Origin of the sequence: Pseudoalteromonas luteoviolacea, assembly GCF_001750165.1 — a bacterium.
Lineage (GTDB): Bacteria > Pseudomonadota > Gammaproteobacteria > Enterobacterales > Alteromonadaceae > Pseudoalteromonas > Pseudoalteromonas luteoviolacea_G.
The window spans coordinates 994,338-1,017,500 of the sequence record NZ_CP015411.1 but is presented as its reverse complement, the minus strand read 5'-3'; the positions used below and the strand labels follow the sequence as shown (position 1 = coordinate 1,017,500).

The following is a 23,163-nucleotide window of genomic DNA, read 5'->3' as shown; positions in this document are numbered from 1 at the left end:
GTTCAATCTGAGCCATGATCAAACTCTTCAATTAAAAGTTTTTTGGTACCAAGTACCTGACTCAATGAATACTGATTGATAATTTCTTATAAAAGAAATAAATCGAATTGACTGTTATAGTCACTCAGTAAAATTGAGATTCTAATTCTTTTGCTCCTGAATCAAGAGCTGTTAGAACTCAATCTGTACGAGTGCCCACACAGATGATTGCTTCATATTTTTAAAGAACAGTGTAACTAACTCTTGCTTAGTTACCGCAGCGTTGCTGCGAAGTGGAGCGCCACATTAACCGCTTCACTTTTAAAGTCAACTAGAAAATTTAATTTATTTTTAATTAAGCTTTCAGTTTGGCTTTACCCTGCACTTTGCTTCTTGCTTTTCAGCATGTTGCTCCGTGTCAGTGGGTGCGCATTATAGGGAGATTTGAGATTGGTGCAAGCGTTTTTTTAATAAAAAAACGGTGCGGGCATTCAACTGGACAAATAAAAAACAAAAAGCTGTTTTTATCTACTTAAACAACCTAAAACTAAAAAGCCGTACCCAATAAAGTGTACGGCTTACTAAAATATCAGTTTTATACTGGCTTAAAACTTGTACTCAATACCCAAGCCTAAGTAGTCTTCTTCTGTTCCGGCGTCTTCATCAACTGATGAATAAAACGCATAAAGTTTTGCCGCTTTTGCAAGCTTGTGGTCGATACCAATACTAATACCATCAACATCTTTTGAAGCTGCGGCGTCAAAGTCAATCATTTGGTATTGGATCTTAACTGTATTTGCACCAAAGCTATATGCAGCATTTAATAGGAAGCCATCTGCGGTGCCTGTACCATCTACTTTTTCTTGCTTTTGATACATCGCGCCCAACTTTAGAGCATCCGTTGCTTTATATTGGCCAGATAAACGCAAAGCATCATAACCTTTTACTTCACTATCACCAGCAAGCGCTACATAAAACTTAGACTTTTTAAGCTTTGCATCACCGTAAGTAACTGCACCAGAGTAACCATTCTCACCATCTGTCGCATCTTCAGCAATAAATGTACCCAGTACTTTAAAGCCATTATAGCTTGCTGATTTAAATGATAATGAATCACCTAAGCGGTTTTCACCTTTCCAAATATTTTTAATATCTGCTTCTAAATCGTTAAATAGATCAAGCTTACCTTGAGAAAGTTTAAACGCTGTATCATTACGACCTATTACAACTTCACCGTACTTGCCTTTTAAACCAACATATTGGTTACGAGCAGTAATGTTGTCATCATCGCCTTTTGAATCAGCATCTGACACATCAACTTGAAATTCTAATTTGTAAATTACTTCCAGTCCTGAATCTAGCTTTTCAGAACCTTTAAAACCAAAACGTGAAGCATTACTCTTCACTTCAGTAAATGAGCCGTCTCCTTCATCAGAAGATTGCACAGACAGGTTCGCTTTACCGTATACATCAACATCGGCATGAGCATTCAAAGATAGTCCACTAAGAATAGAGAGTAGTAATGCTGATTTGGTTAGTTTCATGTGTATTTCCTCAATATCGCAACACGTAATTTATTAGACAGGCGCAGTCTGCCAGCACTAGGTGACAGAAATATTACACACAAAATAAAAATGACATTTTATTGAAACTGAAAATTCAGCTTTGTGTCATAAATAGGTAATCATAAGTAAATCAGTCATCCTGATATCACCCTGCAATTGAGGCTAATAGATTTACGACCGTCTCTATATGCTCTAATTGCTCATTCCCTTTATGGTAGGCAACATACACTTCCCGAAAATTACACTCTACAGACTCTACAAAAAACAGCTGTTGTTTATGTATTAACTCCGCAGCAAGCATTTCTGGTAAATATGCTGAGCCGCCACATTGCAAAATAAGCTCCAACGCAATACGCCCGGTACTAGTACGAAAATAAGGTGGTATCTCACTATTACACTGCTTTGCGTGCCAAAGTGAAAATGCAGTTCCCCAATCGACATACACATACTGTTTGCCAAAAAAGTCATCTCTATTTGTATAATTAAAAGTACTGACAGGAATTATAGACAAATTTTTAACTTGTCTAACGATTAATTCATCAACTTTAGGAGGATCAAATAACACAGCAATATCTAAAGTACGCTCTAGCAGCAACCTTACACTCTCTTGATGTGCCTTTACTTCAGCCACTAAAGAGACAGCAGGCATAGATGACACGATTTGATTAATACCAAAATGCAAATAGGCGTCCCATATGTTTGGCGTGCCCGCCAACGACAGTTGCTGCTGTCTGTTACTCGCAAGAGCGACATCAAGCCTTGCTCTTTGTATCGCTGTTAATAACATTTTTGCATGAGGTAACAAGCGCTCCCCAGGAGCCGTCAGCTGAATATTGTTACGCTGGCGCGTAAATAAACTGACACCTAAGTTTTGTTCTAGCTGCCTAATTCTGAAGCTCACGGCTGATTGCGTTATATACAAATTTTCAGCAGCACGGCCAAAATGACGAGTTTTTGAAACTTCGACAAAAGTTTTTAATAGTTCCTTGTCCATCCACCTACCTTTCAATAAAAAACTTTCGTTTAAAAAATCACTACCATTGATTCATACTCATGCAAACAATGTGAGGAAAACATCATGGATAAGACTATAGCTGAATTAAAAGAAGCTTTTGCTGCATCGAAACCCTTTTACGATGATAGACACTTCCCCAGAGGGTTTTCGAGAAGCGGACACTTTACATTACTCGAGTCTGAGCTATTACAACAACATGGACACCTGCTTCGCAGTTTGCAAAAACAGGAATTAAAACCAATCAATCCTCTTCAACAACAGTTTTTAAATACCTTTTCCCAACAAACGCCGCCGACTAACCGAATAGAAAAAGTTTGGTCTAAATATCTAGAACTTACGACCAAAAAGCATAAAGTGCATACATTGAGTGTTCAGAATTATACCCACCGTACTCAAAGCAACACTGAGCAGCCGGAAGTTGAACCCAGTTTAGATTGATATACATTTATACCTACAACACGGCTTTGTCAGAATTAATGTGCGCATTGTTGGTTGACGAAGCTTTAGTCTAATGAATCTAATATTCTTCATTGCTTTTTTGTCGCTTTCAGTTAAAACTGAAGTAAAGAAAAGCTGTTAAGGTTGTGCATGTGTTGAGAAAAGTGCTCATAATTGAAGACACACCAACTATCGCAAAAGTCCAAAAGCACATTGCAAGCTCTGTAGGGTATGACGTCGACGTTGCAACGACATTGGAAAGTGCAAAAAGGTTGATAAACGATCACAACTACTTTTGTGCGGTAGTTGATTTTGTATTACCCGATGCGACCAACGGAGAAGCAATTCCCTATACGGTGAAGGCAAACATTCCTACTATCGTCATGACTGGTAACCTTGAATCCAGTACTCGAGACACTGTTGATAAATACCCTGTCATTGACTATATCACTAAAGAAAATAAACAAGCCTATCAATACTTAAAACGTCAGCTACAAAGGTTACCTCGAAATGAACAAGTTAAAGTATTAGTTGTTGACGATTCTGCGGCAACACGCAGACACATAAGTTCCTTGTTGCAAAGACATAAATACCAAGTGTATGTTGCTGAAGATGGTGTCAAAGCACTCGCGACATTAAATGATCACCCTGATATTGACGTCATCATCACTGATAACGAAATGCCAAATATGAGGGGTGAGGAACTATGTGCTGAAATCAGGCGTTTATATAGCAATGATGATAAAGCCATTATTGGTATATCAGGCACTGACAACGCCTATTTATCTGCGAGATTCCTTAAAAGTGGCGCAAACGATTACTTGCGTAAACCATTTAACCCAGAAGAGTTTTACTGTCGCTTGAGCCAAAACGTCGATATGTTGGAAAATATAGCTACGATTCGGCGCCAAGCGAACACTGACTACTTAACTCAGTTACCCAATAGACGTTATTTTTTCGAACACGCAAGCAAACAACTCACAATGCACAGCCGTCAAAATCATGGCTGTATGTTAGCTATGATTGATATCGACTTTTTCAAAAAAATAAACGATCAACATGGTCACGATGCGGGCGATAAAGTCCTTCAATCAATCGGGGAGTGTTTTGAGAAGTTTTTTGAACACGACCTGTATGCTAGATTAGGCGGCGAAGAGTTTGCCGTGTTGTTCCGTTCACTAGATAGCAAAGAGAATACGCAAAAATTAGAGCAGTTCAGGTTGTTTCTGGAAAAAAACAGTAGCTCTTTGACTCCTTATCATATTCCATTTACTGTTTCGATAGGCGTTGCGGATAAAGTCATTGAGAGTATTGATCCACTCATTAAAATCGCAGATGAAAAGCTATATAAAGCTAAAGAGTCAGGCCGAAACCAAGTTGCCTTCTAAAGTATATATTTGCAATAGAAGGCAACGCCACTCATCCGCTATTTATACATAAGTGATTTCGACTTACTCGCTTTCCAAGAGTCAAAACTAAATAAGATGAGTGCCCCCCAGATAAATGCGAACGTTACAGCTCTTTCTGCGTCAAATGCTTCGCCATAAAAAGTTACGGCTAGAATTAACATTAAGCTTGGTCCTATATATTGGAAAAAGCCCAAAGTAGAATAAGGGAGCCTTTTTGCTGCCGCCGTAAAACTCAGTAATGGTAACGTGGTAACCACACCTGCCGCAATCAACAACACGTTAAGCTCAATACTGTTTGCGAACATATTACTTGTTGAACTCGGTAACATTAAAAACCAATAAATCGCAGCAATAGGCAGTAAAACAGCTGACTCTATGATTAAACCAGGCAAAGATTCAACCGCCATTTTCTTTCTCAGCAAGCCATAAATAGCAAAAGAACCGGCTAGCGAAAATGCGATGTATGGAAACGAGCCAAAGCTCAACAATTGAATAACAACCCCTGTTAACGCGAGTAATACCGCTACTTTCTGACCAGTTCTCAACCTTTCAGATAAAAACAACATACCCAACAAAACATTTAATAAAGGGTTTATATAGTAACCAAGACTGGCATCGAGCATATATCCATTGTTCACAGCCCATATGAACAGGCCCCAGTTAAACCCTAAGAGTAATGCAGTAATAACCAGCATAATCATCAGCTTTGGGTTCACTAAGATTCTGTAAACCTTATCCCAATTATTGCGTAAACCGATCACAACCATCACAAACACAACAGACCATACAACCCGATGTATTAAAATTTCGAGCGCCTCTACCTGTTCGATAGATTTAAAGTAGATAGGTGCCAATCCCCACATAATAAAAGCGAGCGTGGCATATATATAGCCCTGCGTTGTCTTTGAATCGACCTTCATTTCACACCTTTTTATTACCCATACGCGATGAAGGCGAGCATTATACAGATATAAAATGGCATCACCATGTTGCTACTGCAATTCTAATCCCTTCTCAGCATTGTGTTCTTTACAAGAGTGTATCGAACAGCTGCCATTATAAAATTCTACTCATGGCTTTTCCCACCGACTGAGGTGTTAAACCACTTGATTAAATGTCCAACAACTCGACTTAAGAATAATCATTAAAAGAAGACAATTACACTAAAACACTCTAAAATGCGCGCAATGGAAACACTTGCGACACAACAATCATTGACCCCCCAGTCTGTACTGAAAGAGTATTTTGGTTACACAACATTTCGCGCGGGGCAACAAGACGCCATAGAAGCATGCCTAAGTGGGCGTGATAGCCTAGTATTACTCCCAACAGGAGGAGGTAAATCGCTATGCTATCAGGTACCCGCACTTATGCTCCAAGGCATAACCATTGTGATCTCCCCTCTTATCTCATTAATGCAAGACCAGGTTTCACAATTACAAGCGCAAGGGATTGCAGCTGAATTTGTCAATAATAGTGTTGAATGGCAGAAACAGCAGCAAATCTATCAACGACTTCACAGTGGCGAAATTAAAATGCTCTATGTAGCGCCCGAGAAAGTGCTACAAAGAGATTTTTTGGAACGTTTATCGAGTTTACCTTTAGCATTATTCGCTATTGATGAAGCACATTGCGTATCTCATTGGGGTCATGACTTTAGGCCTCATTACTGTCGGCTTAATGAATTAAAGCAAGCGTTCCCAACCGTTCCCACCATGGCATTGACTGCAACAGCTGATATGGCAACGAGAAATGACATAGTTCAGCAGCTGCAATTAAACAACCCATTTATCCATACCGGCAGCTTTGATAGACCAAATATCCGCTATACAATCGAAGAGAAATTTAAACCTCTTTCACAGCTAATGAGGTATTTAAAAACACAACAAGGTCAAAGTGGCATAATTTATTGTTCTAGCCGCAGACGAGTTGATGAAATAGCAGAAAAGCTATCAGAAGGTGGTTTTAATGCCGCAGCATATCATGCTGGGATGGACAATGAACAACGACAGTTTGTTCAAAATGCATTTGCCCGTGATGATGTGCAAATTGTGGTAGCAACCGTTGCATTTGGAATGGGGATAAATAAATCAAACGTCCGATTTGTTCTGCACTATGATATTCCCAAAAGCATCGAATCTTACTATCAAGAAACAGGTCGGGCAGGTCGTGACGGTCTGGAAGCTGAAGCTATCATGTATTTTGATCCTGCAGATATTGGGCGGGTCAGACGCTTTTTTGAAGATATTCCTGATGAACAACGTCGAAAAGTAGAACAGCAAAGATTTAATGCAATGGCTAATTTTGCTGAAGCTCAAACTTGTCGACGACAAATTTTGCTCAATTACTTTAGTGAATATCAAAGGGAGCCCTGTGGTAACTGCGACATTTGTTTAAACCCACCAAAACATTTTGATGCAACTGTGGTCGCACAAAAAGCGCTCTCTTGTGTGTATCGTGCTGAGCAGCGTTTTGGCCTTGGCTACATCGTCGATCTACTGCGAGGCGCCAATACTGCACGCATTCGAGATAACCAACACCATAACTTAAGTACTTATGGAATTGGCAAAGACCAAAGCAATGAATATTGGTTAAGTGTGTTAAGACAGCTCATCCATCATGGACTGTTATCTCAAGATATTACTCAGGGTGCGACTTTAAAGCTTACAGAAGCTGCGAGAGCAGTTTTAAAAAGTGAGTATGTATTAAATTTAGCGGAGCCAAGGCTGCAAGCAAGTCATATATACCAAGATAAATTGGCACAGTTTAATTACGATAGAAAGCTATTTGCTAAGTTACGTAGTTTGCGAAAAGAGCTGGCCGATCAGGATGATGTGCCTCCTTATGTTGTTTTCAATGATAAAACACTGGCTGAGATGGCTCAAAAAATGCCAACTGATGATAGTGATTTTCTTAAGGTCTCTGGCGTTGGCTTTACCAAACTCACTAAATACGGTGCGCCATTCATGCAATTGATCCGCAATTATTTAGCTGCGGAGTAAATAGGAAAATACATGACAAAAATTATTAGCCTAGATGAACAAGATGCGCTTCAAATCATACCTAGTGAGTTTCCTGATGGCGATGACTTTCAATTATGGGGGAGCGTGTTTCTGTCTGTAGATAAGTTGGAAACTCTAGAATTCAATGAAGGTGCAGATAGGCATCAATGGCGCTTTACTTATTTACAGCAACCATTTTCACTCAATTTTGAACACTACAGTGAGAGCATTTGGATCTGCCCCGAAGGCCAAGAATCATTGCAATTACTCTCTAGTCTACACGCACTATTTTGTTCGAATTTACAACAATAAGATAGACTTGCAAGAGCATGTATGCCTAACATAAGCCATACTGATAAGAACAGTGGCGTTGGGCATGCATATGGTGATATCTCGGTTTTGCTTCTTTTGTATAGTTATCTGTGTCTCAGGGACTCAGTTGGCATGGGCTGAAGTGCAAAAGCGTACACTAACTCAATGCGACAATTTAGGGAATATACAACCGACTGAAGATAACTACAGCCTTGAGCTAAGCTCTGAGTATTCCTTACCTGAAATAAAAAACGCCAAGATCACGAGCATTACACTGCATCAGCTCAATGTCTTTGATACTAGCTTACCTGAAGAAAATAACGCGCTATTTAGATTTGCAAATAGAGCACACATAACAACCAAACCTGAGGTAATAAAAAGTGTGTTACTGTTTACTGAGCAAAGTACATATGATCCTCTACTACTTATTGAATCTGAACGACTATTACGACAACAATCTTACCTCTATGATGCGAGAATTTTTGCAACGGAAAACTGTGATGGCGGTATTGCAGTCACCGTAGTTACTCGTGATCTATGGACTCTACTACCCGACCTCAGCTTTAGTCGCAGTGGAGGAGAGAATGCAAGTCGAGTCGGTTTTAGAGAGAGCAACTTGTTTGGATACGGTAAGCGCTTGTCTTTAACACATATAGAAGATGCAGATAGAAGCGGCTATTTGTTTGTTTACGATGATCCCAATATCCTCTCATCAAGATACAAAGGGCGCATAGAGTACTCTGACAATGATGATGGAGAACGGCATCATATTGGCGTTGATTATCCATTCTTTTCAACTCGTACACCACATAGTTACGGCTTTTTTAACTATGCAAACAAACGTATTGAACCCTTGTATGAAAATGGTGAAACGGTCTCTGAGTTTGAGCAAGACTCAAAAACCAGCCATATTTATTATGGTATTGCCAAAACACTTGAAGCTAATTGGACGCGACGAATTATTGTTGGTTACCGTGATCAACAAGAATCATTTAGGAAAATCAGTTCATCCACACTACCCGTTGCAGATCAGCGTAAATTAAGTTACCCCTTTATTCAGGCGCAGTGGCTTGAAACCAATTTTATTAAAGTTCGAAATTTTGATTCTATATATCGTACTGAAGACTTAAATATGGGATGGAATATTAATACCCAACTTGGCTACTCCAGTGACACCATAAGCAAAGATGATACAAGGTGGGTATTTAATACCACGATTAGCAAAGCGCATTATGCAAGTGAGCAGGGTATTTTTAGGTTTAATTTTATTCTTGACGGTTATTGGAATGTCGAAAAAAACGAAACTGAAAACTTAATTACGCAGCTCAATCTTGAATATCACTTTAATACGGGGAACTATCAATCTTGGTACACCCAATTTAATATCACACATGGCAAACACTTAACAGAGGATAAACAATTAACTCTGGGTGGTGAAACAGGGCTACGTGGCTTCCCTGCTAGATATCTACAAGGTGATAGACGAGTCGTCTTAAATATTGAAAAAAGATATTACTGGGAATATGACCTATTTCAATTATTTAAAGTTGGAGGTGCTGCCTATTTTGATATTGGGCGTGTAGATGGTAAGACTTTGTTTACTCAAAATCACAAGTTTTATAAAAACATGGGGTTTGGAATCCGTATGGCACCGAGTAGAGCAAACTCTGGGCTAGTGCTGCACTTGGATTTAGCTGCACCAATTGATAAACCAGCAAGTGTAGACTCCGTGCAATGGCATTTTACAGTTAAAAATCGCTTTTAAAGTGGAGACATTAAAAGTAGGAGCTTTACTGGCGCTCTCGACAGGGATCGAACCTGTAACTTAGCTTCCGGAGAGCCACGTGATATCCATTTCACCACGAGAGCACAGTAGTTTAAAGCTGCTTCATAATAATCACATCTCGATTGAAATGCCAGCCTACAGGCGTTTGTATGTCTATTTATTGAACTAAATACGAAAAAACATTACCAACTACGCCAAAAGTCATATATTTAGCTATGATTAAAGTTCAAAAATAATAAATGTAATTAGATCTTAGTAGCTAAGCTACCAACATCATCTTGAGGATTTGTATTATGACCCCTATGACCACTGAGCAAGTAGCTGAATTTTTAAGTGTAAAAGTGGAACGAGTTAGGCGACTAGCAAGAGAAAACTTATTAGTTGCAAAGGAACATGATGAAAATGGAGAGCCCATATTCGACAAGGAAGATGTTGAAAAGTACAAAGAGCTAGCAAAAAGGCTAGGTGGGATTTAACAAACCTTGCCTCGTAACGTATCAAGCTTTACGAGGCAAAGCTAAATCGTACTGTTGACACCATATCATGAACTGCTTATACAAAACGTCGTATCCTTGTGACACCTTTCGGCTTTCATACCAAGCAATACTCACAACCAAATAAATGCCAATATAGACACTTAATTTACTCACCGCATAACTTGGTAACTGCACATGCTGAAGCCGAAAATAATCAGCGAGCATTTGAACAGATTGTGATGATGACAGCTCAAAAGAACAGCATAGTGCTGCCAAATCAAAAAAAACGTCGTTTTGTCCGGCATATTCAAAATCAATGAGATAAACTCCTGATGACGTCTTGAGGATATTTTCTCTGACTAAATCATTGTGACAATACCGAATATCAGCAGGAAATTGCTTGAGCTTATGCGTTAAATAGCCGCCGATTTCCATGGCGTCTAATTGTTTGGATGCTTTAGATACTTCAGCTGCTAAATCTAACACGATATTGCATTGGCTGGAAAAATGATGAACTTTAACAAGTACCTCTAATAGCTCTGTATCTAGTACAGGAGGAATATCAAGCGCTATCAGATACTCTAAGACCGCCAACCTTTCAATTTTATCAATACATATAACTGATTGAGTTACACCTTGAGTCGCTAATTTATTTTGAATAGCTAACGCAGTTTCTGGTAAAGAACGATTAAACGCCTTAAGTAAACAAGGCTCGTTACCAAGCTCAGCGTAAAAATTAATATTGCTAAGCCCAGCATCAAGCCTTTTTACATGTTTTACGCTTTTATATGGAAATAGTCTATTGAGCGCATCTAATGCATCGCTATCATCAAAGCTGCGCAAGTGTTTTTCCCTCTCGATTACTGTGCTCTTCATACCATTTTATATAGCCCCAGCATGCCATAAAGGTATAAAAAACATATAAAGCAAGTGTTGGATAGTAGCCTTTCAGGTAATAGAGATACATAGATGCGGCATCAATTACCACCCAATATAACCAGTTCTCTAGAACTTTTTTAGCGACAAGGTAAGTGGTAACTACAGCAAAGCAGGTCGTAAAGCTATCTAAATAAGGCAGATCTGCATGGGTGTAATTATCTGTAATATACCCCACCAGAATAGCAGTTAAACCCGTAACAAAAATAATTTTCAGATGCTTATAAAACGACCATGAGACGATTTTAGACTCGGTATTTTGATTGCCAGAACGCCACATCCACCAACCAACAAATGCCATAACCAAATAATAGAAATGCAAAAACGACTCCATTACTAAAGCGCCATTCCAATACATTATGGTGTAAATAGCAGTGCTAAAAAATGCAGCAGGCCAACACCAAATACTTTCTTTAATGGCCAATAGTAAATAGAGAATCGACAATATGACAGCTAGGTACTCCCAACTGGACATTGCAGTAAACCCTGCAAGTGTTTTAGTAATGAGATCCATTATGCCTCAGGGGATAAATCGCCAGAAATAAACTTACAGACAAATACACTCTTACCAAACTGTTCAAAAGAGACTTTCATTTCCGCCTGGATAACCGACATCACAACATCAAACTCCCCAAAAACCTGGGTAGACATCGTATTTGTAATAACTGTTAAGCCATCATGCTTATTGAGGCGCTCAATAAAGGATTTTATAAATGGAATATAATCAGAGTTAAGTGGGTACTTACTTATTTCAACAGAAAGCTGCATAAAGTGGTCCAAACTTTTTTGAGTTAATAAATTACCATGCAGTGTACATGCAATTGAGATATAAAAACATATTTCACCTATTCAAGTTTAAGTTTGGTGCATTTGCGACAAAGCTTCTAGGGTAGTAGTTAATCCAATCTTGCTGGTAGTGGATCAAACCTTGCTCATTAAAATGTAGCACGGTAGTAAAGCGCCATGGGCCCAGTTGCTTTCCATTGTATAGAAAAGGATTAAAGGTGCCGCGCAGCAAGGCTGTGCGCCCTTCAATAGAAACAATTTTTTGTTCAATTGAAAAAGTAAGCTTTGAATCAAGTACCATCACGTCTTGCGCATTCCAATTGAAAAAGGCTGCTAACTGCTGCTTACTTGTTACTTTGTGGCCATACAACATGTCTTCTAGCACAACATCGTCTGTATAAAACGATAGAAACCGTTGAAAATCAGTGCGTGCTTGATAAGTATTTATATAACGCTCAAGCGTCTGTTCAAGCTTTATACTTTCTTTCTCAACCTGTGCACTCGAACAACCAAAAAGTACTGAACTAAAGAATAAGATTAAAACTAACTTGCTCATTGTGCTCGTTCCATAAGTTGTACTCACTTTATTAAAACATAAAAAAGCGCCAATTGGCGCTTTTACTCTTTATGCTCCCACAATGCCTAACGGGGTTGCCGTTTTCCAATGACCTCTTGTAAAGTCAGGGATAGACACCGATTCACTTCGGTTTGCTACCGATTGCGCAGAAAGCGGTGAGATAACTGACCAAGCCGCACCATCGTATACATCCTGATCAAGTGGTTCGCCATTTCTCAAACAATAAATCATGCGCCAAAACATCAAGAAGTCCATGCCGCCGTGACCACCATTGCGCTCTGCCTCTTTACCCATCTTAACCCATAATGGGTGATCATACTTACCATACCAATAATCCATATCTTCATCCCAATCGTGGAATGATCCTCTTCCACCTTGCTCTAACGCGACCCGATTCGGAAAGCCTGCAAACACACCATTAGTTCCTTGTATCAGGTTATGACGAGAATATGGACGTGGTGTTGTCGTATCGTGTTGAACAATAATAGAGCGACCTTTAACCGTTTTAATCATAGTCGTGTTCATGTCACCACAAATATAATCCCATTGATTACGCTGATGCTCTTTAGGAAATTCCCTTTGAGCATACGCTGCACGACCTAGCGCTGGAGAGCTCATCGAAGTAAGGTAATCAAACCTGTCACCTCGGTTAATATTCATGTACTGAGATACAGGCCCTAACCCGTGAGTCGGATATAAATTGCCATCTCTGCGAGTATGCCATTCAGTGCGCCAAGAGCCTGTTTTATGCTCCAACTCTTTCATTTGCCATCTTAGCTCATGAATATAAGCCGCTTCTCCATGTAACAGATCACCAAAAATACCTTGGCGAACCATATTCAGGACCATCAACTCATCACGACCATAGTTGACATTTTCCATCATCATGCAATTTTTTTGTGTGCGTTCAGCGGTGTCTACGATTTGCCACATTTCTTCCACGGTAAGTGCAAGAGGTACTTCTACAAAAGCATGCTTACCACTTTCCATAGTGTCTATGGCCATCTGTGCATGCCACTTCCAAGGCGTTGAAATGATGACAATGTCAATATCTTCACGTGTCAGCATATCTTTATATGCCAGCTCTCCAGTGCTGTATAGCGCTGGTTTTTTTAATCCTTTTTCAGTTAAAAAGGTCGCAGAACGTTCCAAAACTTCTTCATGAGTGTCACAAATTGCAACGATTTCAGCGCCATCAATATGACTCATACGTTTAACATGACCATAACCGCGTTGGCCAACACCGATGAATGCAACACGAACAATCTCCATTTTTGGCGCAATAAGTCCAATGACAGATTTACCTTTTGAGCCTGTTGCTATCGTGCTTTGCCCATTTGTCTGTGCACAGCCTGCAACCACACCTGCAGCAGCGGCCACACCCGCAGCCTTTAGAAAATGTCTTCTATTTATATGAGTCATGAAGTTTCCTAGATTACAACTTATTTTATTGTTTGAATTTTTATATTTATTTTTGGTATGACGGACAACTAAAACGCTTTAAACACCTATTTGTGTCAGTTAATACCTTTATGATGATAACGCTATCTTATGCGACATAAAGAATCAAAGAGATGCGACTAATTGATGTTCAATAAGCCGCTATTACACTGTGTAATAGTAATCACTGTCCATTAATGGCATAACTAAGTAGGGCATCATTTCAAAGGCGAAATATGAGGACTGGCTGTATGAAAAGCATAAAAAACGCCTGCGACATAAGGTCAACAGGCGCTAAATTTTAAACACCTAGTTTGATTCAGTTTATTAACGCTTTCAACTGAGACTCTTTGCGCAATATATCTTGATACAACGCGAATTGATTACGTGCTCTCTCTAAATTATGAGCATCATGTTTTGTCGCAAAATAATTGTCACCATCTAGGTAATCGGTCAAAAAGCGTATGCCTATCATCAGAGGCATAACTTTTGCTCCCAATATTAAGCTTTCACGTTCAACGTCAGTCAGTTTGTCTGCAACCTCAGCGATATACCCTTTAACAATTGCCTCAAAAATTTCAACACGCACGACAACGTTACTGAGGTTTGTTGAATCTTCAGGTTCTGGCGAGCAAAAAGTACGCACCATATCCCCAAAATCATATAACCAATAACCTGGCATACACGTATCCAAGTCAATAACAGCTTTAGCTTTATTAGTAGACGCATCAAATAACATGTTATTGATTTTCGTATCGTTATGACAAACACGTAGTGGTAATTTTGCTTCTGTTTGCTGCACTTCATGTGCCAATTCATATTGGGATTGGCAAAATTGAATATCTGCTAAACAGCCACTCACACGACCAACGGGATCTTGCTCTATAACCTGATTAAGCTTATCGATTCTCATTGCCAAATTATGAAAATCAGGGATGACCGGAAACAGTTGCGTTGCATCGAAATCGTTCAATGCTTTAGCAAAACACCCAAATGCGCCTGCTGCTGTCTGCGCTTTGACTACGCAATCTACTACATCTTCACTATAGCTTTTTCCGATAAATTCAAGGGCTCTCCACACTTCACCTTGATATTCAACTAAGAATCTTCCTGAGTGTGTAGGGACATGCTTTATAATGCCCAGTTCGTAGGCGCCAACTCCTGATTTGCCAACTAAATGCTGCTCAATCAAGCGTGCATTTTCCACTAGTTGATCTGGTTCAGGAAATACAGTTGTATTTAGTTTTTGAACTACCAACATACGTTCGCTATCGTTTAACAGCATAGTCGTATTAATGTGACCACTGCCAATTGGTTTCATTGATATTTCTTCACCGCACAAACCATATTGCACAGCCAAATGCTCGGCGATCGAACGATATTCCATACTAACCCTATAAACTGGCTTTTTAACTAAACTTGCGGCTAACTCATCCGTGACGTAGTTCATAAATTTTTCCTGCGACACTATCTAATTCTTCTTTATAAGTAACACCAAACCACCTGTCTTTCGCGGTATATACTCGGACAGCCGTTTGGTTCAAATTAATCATATGCTGAATACAATCGGGTAGATAATACTCTTTTTTGACATCGCTGTCATGAGATTCTAAGAATAGCTTAAATTGCGACTCTAATTTGTCAAAAAGTGATTGAGTGACTCCCCAACAGGTCATCGAAACAAGGCTATTTTCTTTAATTGGTGTTTCTAGATTGTCATAGACACCGATATAACCCTCATCGGCTTGACGTATATTTAAATACTCATGCACTTGCGTAAGGTAGTTTTCAGACAAAGCGCATATACCTCTATTCACACCACCCAGTTCTGACATTGTCTGTGATAAAGGATAGGCTACTATCGCCATTTCGCTAGTATTTTGATCTATATTACAAAAGTGTGAGAATAGTTGAGTATAGGCACTTGCACCATAGTAATCGTCAGCGGTAATCACTATCGCATTTCCAGCAATGAAAGGCCTTGCACATAGCAATGCATGGCCTGTTCCCCACGGCTTAGTGCGTTCGATTGCCATTCCCTTAAAACGTGGTGGCACCATCTCAATTGATTGCTCAACCAAGTCTACTTTCAGTTGCTTTGGTAGCCGAGGCAAGATCACATTTTCTATTGCAGGTCTGACGGTTTCATTAATAACTAAAACGACATGGCGAATACCGGCTTTGTAGGCATCCTCTATACTGAGCTCCATGATTGTTCTACCTATTTTAGGTAGTTCAGCTATCTGTTTACCACCACCAAAACGAGTACCTAGTCCACCTGCCAGTATAACTAGAGTTGGAAAATCTACGCTTGTCATTAAATTTTTATTTAAAGTTGAAAACTAACGCGCAGTCTACATAGCTTTTTTACAAAATTAAAGTAATTGCAAAAATTGCATTGTTCCAAAATTATTTTTTAGCAAACCAACGCATTCTTTAAATTAAACTCAATATTTATATGCGCTGACAAAAATACTTGGTTTCCAAATATTCCTCTATACCTTCGGCTCCACCTTCACGGCCTAGGCCAGACTCTTTCATACCGCCAAAAGGGGCTGCTGGATTAGAAATGGCGCCTTCATTGATACCAATCATCGCAAAATCAAGACCTTTCGACATACGCGCTATTTGTTTTTGGCACGTCGAATAAAAATAAGCAGCCAACCCAGCATGCAACTCATTCGCCATCGCCATAACCTGAAATTCTGAATCAAAGTCGATTAGTGTAACAACGGGGGCAAATATCTCATGGTGATAGATATTCATATCAGGAGTCACGCTCCCCAAAATTATTGGCGACATAAATGGGCCTTCTTGCTGCACGTCACTTCCCTGCGTAATATATTTAGCGCCGCGCTCAATGGCATCTACGACTAATTGTTTAGCCTTTAATTTTGCGGTTTCATTAATCAACGGCCCTATGTCAAAATCTGCACCTAGCCCAGCCCCAACTTTTAACGACTCAACACGACGTATGAGTTGTGCGACAAATTTAGCTCTGATGTCGCGATGAACAAATACACGATTTGCAGCAATGCATGTTTGCCCTGCATTACGAAACTTCGCAATCATTAATCCATCTATCGCAGACTCAATATTGGCACTTTCAAATACAATAAAAGGTGCATTACCCCCAAGCTCCAGTGAAGCTCGCTTCATGGTATCTGCACATTGTGCATAAAGTAACTTACCTACTCGAGTCGACCCAGTAAACGTTAACTTCCTAATTGCAGGTTTATTATTCAGATGTTCAACAAGCGCCTGTGGCTTATCACTAACCAAGACCTGAAAAGCTCCTCGCTCCATACCAGCTTGCAATGCAAGTTTAGCAAGTTCAATCGCACTTATTGGGGTCAATTCAGAAGGCTTTAAAATAAAACTGCACCCTGCTGCATAGGCAGGTGCGACTTTGCGTGTGATCATCGCCAAAGGGAAATTCCACGGCGTAATGCCAAGCACAATACCGACGCCCTGCTTATTCGAGGTAATTTGATGATTAGGTGTATGGGGAGGGATGACCATACCATATGCCCTTTCAGCCTGCTGCGCAAACCAACGTACATAACCTGCTGCGTAAACCACCTCCGCATTAGATTCTTGTATTGGCTTGCCTTGCTCCAAGGTTACCAATTCAGCAAGCCGAGATTGATTGTCCATGATCAGCTGATACCATCTATACAAAACAGTGCTGCGAGCTTGTGCCGTCGTTGTTTTTAATTGTTCAAAGCACTTACTGGCCACTTCTACAGCAGAGTCGGCATCATCGATGTTTATTTGCGTCACATTAGCCAATAAGCAACCATCTGCGGGGTTGTATACTGGCAGCAAATCACAACTACTATGACTAGCGCCATCGATGATTGAATGTAAAGTCTGTCCTTTTTTAAACATTTTGCTACGCTCCAAACAAAAAAGGCTGTAGTGATTAGCTACAGCCTTTTAAATCAGTATTATAAATTAGTGTTCTTCATTAACGATATTCAAATTATACTTTGGTATCTCAACCACTAAGTCTTCATCGTTAATCACGGCTTGACAACCCAAACGTGATTCAGGCTCTAAACCCCATGCTTTGTCAAGCATGTCATCTTCAAGCTCATCACTTTCTTCCATTGAGTCAAAGCCTTCTCTGATCACAACGTGGCACGTTGTACAAGCACATGACTTTTCACATGCATGAGGGATGCTGATCCCATTTTTTAACGCAACATCCAATACTGTATCGCCAGATTTCGCATCAATTGCTGCGCCCTCAGGACAAAGCTCTTCATGGGGTAAAAAGATAATTTGTGGCATATTAAACCTCGTCTACTGACTGACCTTGCAGTGCCTGTTTGATTGATACATCCATGCGGCGAGATGCAAATTCACTACTTGCTTCATCAACCACTTCAATTGCATGCTTGATTGCATCTGGATCAGACGCATTTTGGCGCTTGTCATCTAACATCGCCATAGCCTCTCTAAGGCTATTTAATTCTTGCTCATTTAATAATGCAGATTCTGTCGCTAAAGAAGCTTCTAGCGCTTCAAGTACTCTCAGCGCTTCAACTTGCTGCTCTTTAAGCATACGCGCCTGCATATCCTCTTTAGCAAAACTCATTGAGTCTTGTAGCATTTGAGCAACTTGGTCATCACTTAAACCAAAAGAGGGCTTCACTTGGATATCTGCTTGTACGCCCGTTGACTTCTCACTCGCAGAAACACTCAATAAGCCATCAGCATCGACTTTAAAAGTCACCCGAATGTGAGCAGCGCCAGCCGCCATGGCCGGAATGCCTTTGAGGCTGAATTTTGCCAGTGAACGACAGTCATCAACCAACTCGCGCTCACCCTGCAGGACATGCAGTGACATCGCAGTTTGGCCATCCTTAAACGTCGTGAATTCCTGTGCACGGGCGACTGGAATTGTGGTATTGCGAGGAATGATCTTCTCTACCAAGCCACCCATGGTTTCTAAACCTAAAGATAGCGGTAAAACGTCCAATAACAGCATATCTGAATCAGGTTTGTTACCCGCTAAGATATCAGCTTGAATAGCCGCGCCAATTGCAACCACACGATCAGGGTCAATTGACGTTAGCGGTTCTTTTTCAAAAAACTCACCAACCGCTTCGCGAATAACGGGCATACGCGTTGAACCGCCAACCATCACCGCCTCTAAAACTTCTTCTTTGCCCACACCCGCATCTTTTAATGCTCTACGACATGCGCGTAATGTCTGCTTTACGAGCGGCGCAACAAGCTCAGCAAATTGACCACGCGTAACAGAAACCAAATGCTCTTCACCGCGAAGTTCAAGCTTTACATTGACAGTTTCATACCCACTCAACGCTTCTTTACAGGCTTTCGCTTTTTGAATAAGCAAACGCAGCTCTTGTGGTGTTAATTCACTCAGCTGTAATGTTGACTTAAAATGTTCAACAAGCACTGCGTCAAAGTCATCACCGCCTAAGCTTGAATCACCACCCGTTGCCAATACTTCAAAAACACCTTGGTTTAAGCGCAGAATTGAAATATCAAAGGTACCACCACCTAAGTCATAAACAGCAATCACACCTTCCTGACCAGAGTCCAAACCGTAAGCGACAGCGGCTGCTGTTGGCTCATTTAATAGGCGTAGCACTTTTAAACCTGCGATTTCTGCTGCATCTTTAGTGCTTTGTCTTTGTGCATCATCGAAATACGCAGGTACCGTAATTACGCTTCCCACAATTTCTTGTCCAGCAAAGCTGTCAGTTGCTCTTTGATGCAATGATTTTAGGATTTCAGCAGATGCTTGAATCGGATTGATTGGACCAGCTACAGTGCTTACAGCCAGTGCACCTTGGTGCTCAACGAATTCATAAGGCAAGTTTTGATAACGTGAGGTTACTTCTGAAACGGATTTACCTAAAAAGCGTTTCACTGAAATAAGCGTATTTGTTGGGTCTTCTACAGCAGCTTGCTGCGCTTGTTGACCAACAGTAACGCTCTCTGCATGATATCTAACAACAGAAGGCAACATGGCTTCGCCATTAATATCCGCTAGCGCTCTGGCTTCACCACTTTGTACTGTGGCCACCAAAGAGTTTGTAGTACCTAAGTCGATACCTATTGCCAATTTATGTTCGTGAGGTGCCGCGCTCTGCCCCGGCTCAGCAATTTGCAATAATGCCATAGTACTCTTTTAACTTAAGTGGTGACGCTAGATTAATCGAAAAGGCTATCTTCAATGCGAGACAGCTCTTCACGTAATTTATATATGAATTTTAACTTGCGAATATTATCGGCTGCAACTTCTAATACATCGGTGTCTTGGCTTACAAGCTGCTCTGCAAGTTGCGCACTATACTGCGTATCTAACTGTTTAATCTGCGCTTCGAATGCGTCAATTTCAGTTTCAGGGTCACTGCTGTGCTGAATGTCTTCCAGCGCTTCCCTCAGCTCCATCTGCTGCATTAAAAAAGCAGGATCTTGTAATGTTTGCTGCTCAGCTCGAATATCAACACCTTGTTCACTTAACATATACTCAGCACGCTTCGCTGGATGTTTTAAAACAGCTAAAGCATCATTGATCTCAGATGTCTTCTGCACAGCCATTAACTTTTCACGTTCACTTTTTCCCGCAAACTTATCAGGGTGTACCGCACGTTGCAGTTCTAAATAACGCTGATTTAACAAGGTTAAATCCACGATATAGCTCACTGGTAAATTAAATAATTCAAAATATCGCATAAGGACCTAATACAGCAAAGCCCTACCAAGGCAGGGCTTTAGCAAACTATCTGTTACAGATGTTTAAACGGTGAAGCTTTCACCACAGCCACATTCGTCTTTCTGATTTGGGTTAATAAACTTAAACCCTTCATTGAGACCTTCTTTGGTGTAATCAAGCTGAGTACCGTCAATATACACTAAGCTTTTTGCATCGACGATGATTTTAACACCCATCTCTTCGAACACTTCATCACCTTCTGAAAGCTCATCAACGAACTCGAGTACATACGCAAGACCTGAGCAACCAGTCGTTTTAATACCGACTCGCAAGCCAAGACCCTTTCCTCGGTTAGCAAGGAATGTCTGCACACGATTTGCAGCTGCTTCAGTTAATGTCACTGCCATAATTTATCTCTTACTTCGCCTGCTTGTTTTTATAATCTGCAATCGCTGCTTGAATTGCATCTTCCGCAAGGATTGAGCAGTGAATTTTAACAGGTGGTAGCTCAAGTTCAGCAGTAATGTCTGTGTTTTTGATTTCAGCAGCTTGATCTAGTGTTTTACCTTTCACCCACTCAGTTACCAGAGAAGATGATGCAATCGCACTACCACAGCCATATGTCTTAAATTTTGCATCTTCAATCACGCCTTCATCAGACACTTTTATCTGTAGCTTCATTACGTCACCACAAGCTGGCGCGCCAACCATACCAGTCGCTACATTTGGGTCGTTCTTATCTAACGTACCTACGTTACGTGGGTTTTCCACGTGGTCAATTACTTTATCACTATATGCCATAACTCTTTCCTCACTAACCGCTTATATACTTGCTACAGTCCATACAAGCTGTCTTGTTTAATGGTGTGCCCATTCAACTGAATCTAAATCAATACCGTCTTTAAACATTTCCCACAGAGGAGACATTTCTCTCAAACGACCAATCGAGTCTTTAATAAGCTTGATGGTGTAATCAATTTCTTCTTCTGTGGTAAAACGACCAATGCTGAAACGAATCGAGCTATGTGCTAACTCATCGTTACGGCCTAATGCACGAAGTACATAAGACGGTTCAAGACTTGCCGATGTACATGCAGAACCAGACGATACTGCAATGTCTTTTACAGCCATCAGAAGAGACTCACCTTCAACATAGTTAAAGCTGATGTTAACAATACCTGGTACAGACTGGTCGACAGTGCCATTGAAGTACACTTCTTCCATATCCATGATGCCATCGATCAGACGCTGACGAAGTGCACTGATGTGTGCGTAATCTTTCTCAAAATCTGCTTTTGCAATACGGAAAGCCGAACCCATTCCTACGATTTGGTGTGTTGCTAATGTACCAGAACGCATGCCACGTTCATGACCACCACCGTGCATTTGCGCTTCAAGGCGCGCACGTGGTTTACGGCGAACATATAATGCACCAATACCTTTAGGGCCATACGCTTTATGGCCTGAGAATGACATGAAATCAACTTTAAGCTGCTTCATATCAATCGCTACTTTACCCGCGCTTTGTGCACCATCAACGTGGAACATAATCTTACGTTCACGACACATTTCACCAATTGTTGCGATGTCTTGAATAACGCCTAGCTCATTGTTTACGTGCATTACACTGATTAAGATTGTGTCTTCACGGATTGCGTCTTCAAGCTTTTTCAGGTCTAACAGGCCGTTTTCTTCAACGTCCATGTACGTCACTTCAAAACCTTGACGCTCAAGTTCACGACATGTATCGATAACCGCTTTGTGCTCTGTTTTTACTGTGATGATGTGCTTGCCTTTCTTCTGATAGAAGTTCGCAGCACCTTTAATTGCTAGGTTGTTTGACTCAGTCGCACCAGATGTGAATACGATTTCGCGCGGGTCAGCATTAATTAAATCAGCGATATCATTACGTGCTTGGTCAATGAGTTCTTCGGCCTGCCAACCAAAACGGTGTGAACGGGACGCAGGATTACCAAAGTTACCATCCATTGTCAGGCATTGCATCATTTCGTCTGCAACACGCTGATCAACCGGCGTGGTTGCAGCATAATCTAAATATATCGGTAATTTCATTTCTTTCTCCGCTAGACGCCAATTTATAATTGGCAACTCACTTGAATATTATCTAATTGCTTCATCGCATCGCTTACGTTTCTATCCTGACGTGATGCAACTGATTGCACATCAGAGTTTGAAACAAGCTCGGCAAGGGAAATACTGTTTAAAAATTCTTCTATTCGCACACTTAAATCCGACCATAATGTGTGTGTCAGGCAGCGCATACCGCTTTGGCAACCACCACCTTCACCGTGACATCGAGTTGCATCAACAGACTCGTCCACAGCATTAATCACATCACCGACAGAGATAGTATGAGCATCGCGCCCAAGTAAATAACCACCGCCAGGGCCTCTCACTGAACTTACGAGTCCATTTTTACGAAGACGTGCGAATAATTGTTCTAAATATGATAGAGATATTTCCTGACGTTCAGAAATATCTGCAAGAGGCACAGGTCCAATATTGGCATGCAACGCAACATCGAGCATTGCAGTTACTGCATACCTGCCTTTTGAAGTCAGTTTCATACGCGCCTCTAGGTTACCTTCATCAAATGCCGCAAATTGTAATTACCTGACTAAGATAGTCAAGTATTAACGACATCTATTGCTTATAAAATAAGTTACTACTTACTCAGTGTCTTTATTCAAATACCTGACTAAATTAATCAGGTATTATTGGTAT

The 23,163-nt window shown here is 40.5% G+C and carries 24 protein-coding genes, 1 tRNA gene and 1 rRNA gene (1 of these 26 cut by a window edge); 6 read left to right on the top strand and 20 right to left on the bottom strand.

Going from position 1 to position 23,163, the window contains the following annotated elements; translation table 11 throughout:
* The 3 genes from S4054249_RS04315 to S4054249_RS04305 all read right to left on the bottom strand — a co-directional run.
* A 16S ribosomal RNA gene (locus S4054249_RS04315) occupies positions 1-34 on the bottom strand; it reaches 1,498 nt to the left of the window's first position.
* Positions 35-584: 550 nt separating this feature from the next.
* A complete protein-coding gene (locus S4054249_RS04310; RefSeq protein WP_046357965.1) occupies positions 585-1,523 on the bottom strand; it encodes a porin in 939 nt (312 codons plus the stop codon).
* A gap of 166 nt (positions 1,524-1,689) precedes the next feature.
* Entirely contained in the window at positions 1,690-2,538 is an 849-nt protein-coding gene (locus S4054249_RS04305) for a LysR family transcriptional regulator (RefSeq protein WP_046357966.1), read from the bottom strand.
* 84 nt (positions 2,539-2,622) lie between these two features.
* Here S4054249_RS04305 and maoP point away from each other — a divergent pair, with 84 nt between their 5' ends.
* Together maoP and S4054249_RS04295 are read left to right on the top strand one after the other, a co-directional pair.
* Positions 2,623-2,997, top strand: coding sequence for a DUF413 domain-containing protein (maoP, locus tag S4054249_RS04300; RefSeq protein WP_046357967.1), 375 nt, complete (start codon positions 2,623-2,625; stop codon positions 2,995-2,997).
* A gap of 152 nt (positions 2,998-3,149) precedes the next feature.
* Positions 3,150-4,385: a response regulator gene (locus tag S4054249_RS04295; RefSeq protein WP_046357968.1), complete on the top strand. Its 1,236-nt coding sequence runs from the start codon at positions 3,150-3,152 to the stop codon at positions 4,383-4,385.
* Between the two features lie 38 nt (positions 4,386-4,423).
* On the opposite strand, the gene rarD is transcribed toward S4054249_RS04295, so the two are convergent.
* Positions 4,424-5,326 (bottom strand): EamA family transporter RarD, encoded by a 903-nt coding sequence (gene rarD, locus S4054249_RS04290; RefSeq protein WP_046357969.1) that lies wholly within the window; start codon positions 5,324-5,326, stop codon positions 4,424-4,426.
* Positions 5,327-5,584: 258 nt separating this feature from the next.
* On the opposite strand from rarD, the gene recQ reads away from it, so the two are divergent.
* The 3 genes from recQ to S4054249_RS04275 all read left to right on the top strand — a co-directional run bounded on the left by recQ (position 5,585) and on the right by S4054249_RS04275 (position 9,485).
* Complete coding sequence (gene recQ, locus S4054249_RS04285) at positions 5,585-7,408, top strand: DNA helicase RecQ (RefSeq protein WP_419555213.1); 1,824 nt, start codon at positions 5,585-5,587, stop codon at positions 7,406-7,408.
* A gap of 12 nt (positions 7,409-7,420) precedes the next feature.
* Entirely contained in the window at positions 7,421-7,720 is a 300-nt protein-coding gene (locus tag S4054249_RS04280; RefSeq protein ID WP_046357970.1) for a DUF3630 family protein, read from the top strand.
* A 70-nt stretch (positions 7,721-7,790) separates the two neighbouring features.
* Positions 7,791-9,485 (top strand): ShlB/FhaC/HecB family hemolysin secretion/activation protein, encoded by a 1,695-nt coding sequence (locus tag S4054249_RS04275; RefSeq protein ID WP_052961133.1) that lies wholly within the window; start codon positions 7,791-7,793, stop codon positions 9,483-9,485.
* Positions 9,486-9,514: 29 nt separating this feature from the next.
* Here the strand turns inward: S4054249_RS04275 and S4054249_RS04270 are convergent.
* Positions 9,515-9,589 (bottom strand) — tRNA-Arg (locus tag S4054249_RS04270).
* 210 nt (positions 9,590-9,799) lie between these two features.
* On the opposite strand from S4054249_RS04270, the gene S4054249_RS04265 reads away from it, so the two are divergent.
* Positions 9,800-9,982: a helix-turn-helix domain-containing protein gene (locus S4054249_RS04265; RefSeq protein WP_039611793.1), complete on the top strand. Its 183-nt coding sequence runs from the start codon at positions 9,800-9,802 to the stop codon at positions 9,980-9,982.
* Between the two features lie 21 nt (positions 9,983-10,003).
* Here S4054249_RS04265 and S4054249_RS04260 read toward each other — a convergent pair whose 3' ends face one another.
* From S4054249_RS04260 to iscR, 15 genes are all read right to left on the bottom strand, one after another.
* Positions 10,004-10,858, bottom strand: coding sequence for a phosphotransferase (locus S4054249_RS04260; protein WP_080928455.1), 855 nt, complete (start codon positions 10,856-10,858; stop codon positions 10,004-10,006).
* The gene (gene pnuC, locus S4054249_RS04255) at positions 10,812-11,432 is read right to left on the bottom strand and encodes a nicotinamide riboside transporter PnuC (RefSeq protein ID WP_046357972.1); all 621 of its coding nucleotides are present in this window, start codon (positions 11,430-11,432) and stop codon (positions 10,812-10,814) included. The genes S4054249_RS04260 and pnuC overlap by 47 nt, the downstream gene beginning before the upstream one ends.
* Positions 11,432-11,686 (bottom strand): YkoF family thiamine/hydroxymethylpyrimidine-binding protein, encoded by a 255-nt coding sequence (locus tag S4054249_RS04250; RefSeq protein ID WP_046357973.1) that lies wholly within the window; start codon positions 11,684-11,686, stop codon positions 11,432-11,434. Before S4054249_RS04250 ends, pnuC begins: the two co-directional genes overlap by 1 nt.
* 73 nt (positions 11,687-11,759) lie before the next feature.
* Positions 11,760-12,260 carry a nuclear transport factor 2 family protein gene (locus S4054249_RS04245; RefSeq protein WP_046357974.1) on the bottom strand — a complete coding sequence of 167 codons (501 nt, stop codon included), beginning with the start codon at positions 12,258-12,260 and terminating at the stop codon, positions 11,760-11,762.
* A 69-nt stretch (positions 12,261-12,329) separates the two neighbouring features.
* Positions 12,330-13,703 (bottom strand): Gfo/Idh/MocA family protein, encoded by a 1,374-nt coding sequence (locus S4054249_RS04240; protein ID WP_046357975.1) that lies wholly within the window; start codon positions 13,701-13,703, stop codon positions 12,330-12,332.
* Between the two features lie 337 nt (positions 13,704-14,040).
* The gene (locus tag S4054249_RS04235; protein WP_046357998.1) at positions 14,041-15,108 is read right to left on the bottom strand and encodes a phosphotransferase enzyme family protein; all 1,068 of its coding nucleotides are present in this window, start codon (positions 15,106-15,108) and stop codon (positions 14,041-14,043) included.
* Between the two features lie 43 nt (positions 15,109-15,151).
* Entirely contained in the window at positions 15,152-16,039 is an 888-nt protein-coding gene (locus tag S4054249_RS04230; protein ID WP_046357976.1) for an NTP transferase domain-containing protein, read from the bottom strand.
* A gap of 136 nt (positions 16,040-16,175) precedes the next feature.
* Entirely contained in the window at positions 16,176-17,612 is a 1,437-nt protein-coding gene (locus S4054249_RS04225; protein ID WP_046357977.1) for an NAD-dependent succinate-semialdehyde dehydrogenase, read from the bottom strand.
* A gap of 66 nt (positions 17,613-17,678) precedes the next feature.
* Positions 17,679-18,017, bottom strand: coding sequence for an ISC system 2Fe-2S type ferredoxin (gene fdx, locus S4054249_RS04220; RefSeq protein ID WP_046357978.1), 339 nt, complete (start codon positions 18,015-18,017; stop codon positions 17,679-17,681).
* A gap of 1 nt (position 18,018) precedes the next feature.
* Complete coding sequence (hscA, locus tag S4054249_RS04215; RefSeq protein WP_046357979.1) at positions 18,019-19,881, bottom strand: Fe-S protein assembly chaperone HscA; 1,863 nt, start codon at positions 19,879-19,881, stop codon at positions 18,019-18,021.
* A gap of 32 nt (positions 19,882-19,913) precedes the next feature.
* Positions 19,914-20,438: a co-chaperone HscB gene (gene hscB, locus S4054249_RS04210; RefSeq protein WP_046357980.1), complete on the bottom strand. Its 525-nt coding sequence runs from the start codon at positions 20,436-20,438 to the stop codon at positions 19,914-19,916.
* Between the two features lie 63 nt (positions 20,439-20,501).
* A complete protein-coding gene (iscA, locus tag S4054249_RS04205; RefSeq protein WP_046357981.1) occupies positions 20,502-20,825 on the bottom strand; it encodes an iron-sulfur cluster assembly protein IscA in 324 nt (107 codons plus the stop codon).
* A 10-nt stretch (positions 20,826-20,835) separates the two neighbouring features.
* Complete coding sequence (iscU, locus tag S4054249_RS04200) at positions 20,836-21,219, bottom strand: Fe-S cluster assembly scaffold IscU (RefSeq protein WP_023399923.1); 384 nt, start codon at positions 21,217-21,219, stop codon at positions 20,836-20,838.
* 57 nt (positions 21,220-21,276) lie between these two features.
* On the bottom strand, positions 21,277-22,491 hold the full coding sequence (locus tag S4054249_RS04195) for an IscS subfamily cysteine desulfurase (RefSeq protein WP_046357982.1): 1,215 nt from the start codon (positions 22,489-22,491) through the stop codon (positions 21,277-21,279).
* A gap of 23 nt (positions 22,492-22,514) precedes the next feature.
* Positions 22,515-23,006, bottom strand: a complete 492-nt coding sequence (gene iscR, locus S4054249_RS04190) for a Fe-S cluster assembly transcriptional regulator IscR (RefSeq protein WP_039611805.1) — start codon at positions 23,004-23,006, stop codon at positions 22,515-22,517.
* Between the last annotated feature and the right edge of the window lie 157 nt (positions 23,007-23,163).

Bases quoted from the DNA above. Each gene is read 5' to 3' on its own strand.
- S4054249_RS04310 (WP_046357965.1), bottom strand. From the start codon at position 1,523: ATGAAACTAACCAAATCAGCATTACTACTCTCTATTCTTAGTGGACTA.
- S4054249_RS04305 (WP_046357966.1), bottom strand. From the start codon at position 2,538: ATGGACAAGGAACTATTAAAAACTTTTGTCGAAGTTTCAAAAACTCGT.
- maoP (WP_046357967.1), top strand. From the start codon at position 2,623: ATGGATAAGACTATAGCTGAATTAAAAGAAGCTTTTGCTGCATCGAAA.
- rarD (WP_046357969.1), bottom strand. From the start codon at position 5,326: ATGAAGGTCGATTCAAAGACAACGCAGGGCTATATATATGCCACGCTC.
- recQ (WP_419555213.1), top strand. From the start codon at position 5,585: ATGCGCGCAATGGAAACACTTGCGACACAACAATCATTGACCCCCCAG.
- S4054249_RS04280 (WP_046357970.1), top strand. From the start codon at position 7,421: ATGACAAAAATTATTAGCCTAGATGAACAAGATGCGCTTCAAATCATA.
- S4054249_RS04275 (WP_052961133.1), top strand. From the start codon at position 7,791: ATGGTGATATCTCGGTTTTGCTTCTTTTGTATAGTTATCTGTGTCTCA.
- S4054249_RS04265 (WP_039611793.1), top strand. From the start codon at position 9,800: ATGACCCCTATGACCACTGAGCAAGTAGCTGAATTTTTAAGTGTAAAA.
- S4054249_RS04260 (WP_080928455.1), bottom strand. From the start codon at position 10,858: ATGAAGAGCACAGTAATCGAGAGGGAAAAACACTTGCGCAGCTTTGAT.
- pnuC (WP_046357972.1), bottom strand. From the start codon at position 11,432: ATGGATCTCATTACTAAAACACTTGCAGGGTTTACTGCAATGTCCAGT.
- S4054249_RS04250 (WP_046357973.1), bottom strand. From the start codon at position 11,686: ATGCAGCTTTCTGTTGAAATAAGTAAGTACCCACTTAACTCTGATTAT.
- S4054249_RS04245 (WP_046357974.1), bottom strand. From the start codon at position 12,260: ATGAGCAAGTTAGTTTTAATCTTATTCTTTAGTTCAGTACTTTTTGGT.
- S4054249_RS04240 (WP_046357975.1), bottom strand. From the start codon at position 13,703: ATGACTCATATAAATAGAAGACATTTTCTAAAGGCTGCGGGTGTGGCC.
- S4054249_RS04235 (WP_046357998.1), bottom strand. From the start codon at position 15,108: ATGGAATATCGTTCGATCGCCGAGCATTTGGCTGTGCAATATGGTTTG.
- S4054249_RS04230 (WP_046357976.1), bottom strand. From the start codon at position 16,039: ATGACAAGCGTAGATTTTCCAACTCTAGTTATACTGGCAGGTGGACTA.
- S4054249_RS04225 (WP_046357977.1), bottom strand. From the start codon at position 17,612: ATGTTTAAAAAAGGACAGACTTTACATTCAATCATCGATGGCGCTAGT.
- fdx (WP_046357978.1), bottom strand. From the start codon at position 18,017: ATGCCACAAATTATCTTTTTACCCCATGAAGAGCTTTGTCCTGAGGGC.
- hscA (WP_046357979.1), bottom strand. From the start codon at position 19,881: ATGGCATTATTGCAAATTGCTGAGCCGGGGCAGAGCGCGGCACCTCAC.
- hscB (WP_046357980.1), bottom strand. From the start codon at position 20,438: ATGCGATATTTTGAATTATTTAATTTACCAGTGAGCTATATCGTGGAT.
- iscA (WP_046357981.1), bottom strand. From the start codon at position 20,825: ATGGCAGTGACATTAACTGAAGCAGCTGCAAATCGTGTGCAGACATTC.
- iscU (WP_023399923.1), bottom strand. From the start codon at position 21,219: ATGGCATATAGTGATAAAGTAATTGACCACGTGGAAAACCCACGTAAC.
- S4054249_RS04195 (WP_046357982.1), bottom strand. From the start codon at position 22,491: ATGAAATTACCGATATATTTAGATTATGCTGCAACCACGCCGGTTGAT.
- iscR (WP_039611805.1), bottom strand. From the start codon at position 23,006: ATGAAACTGACTTCAAAAGGCAGGTATGCAGTAACTGCAATGCTCGAT.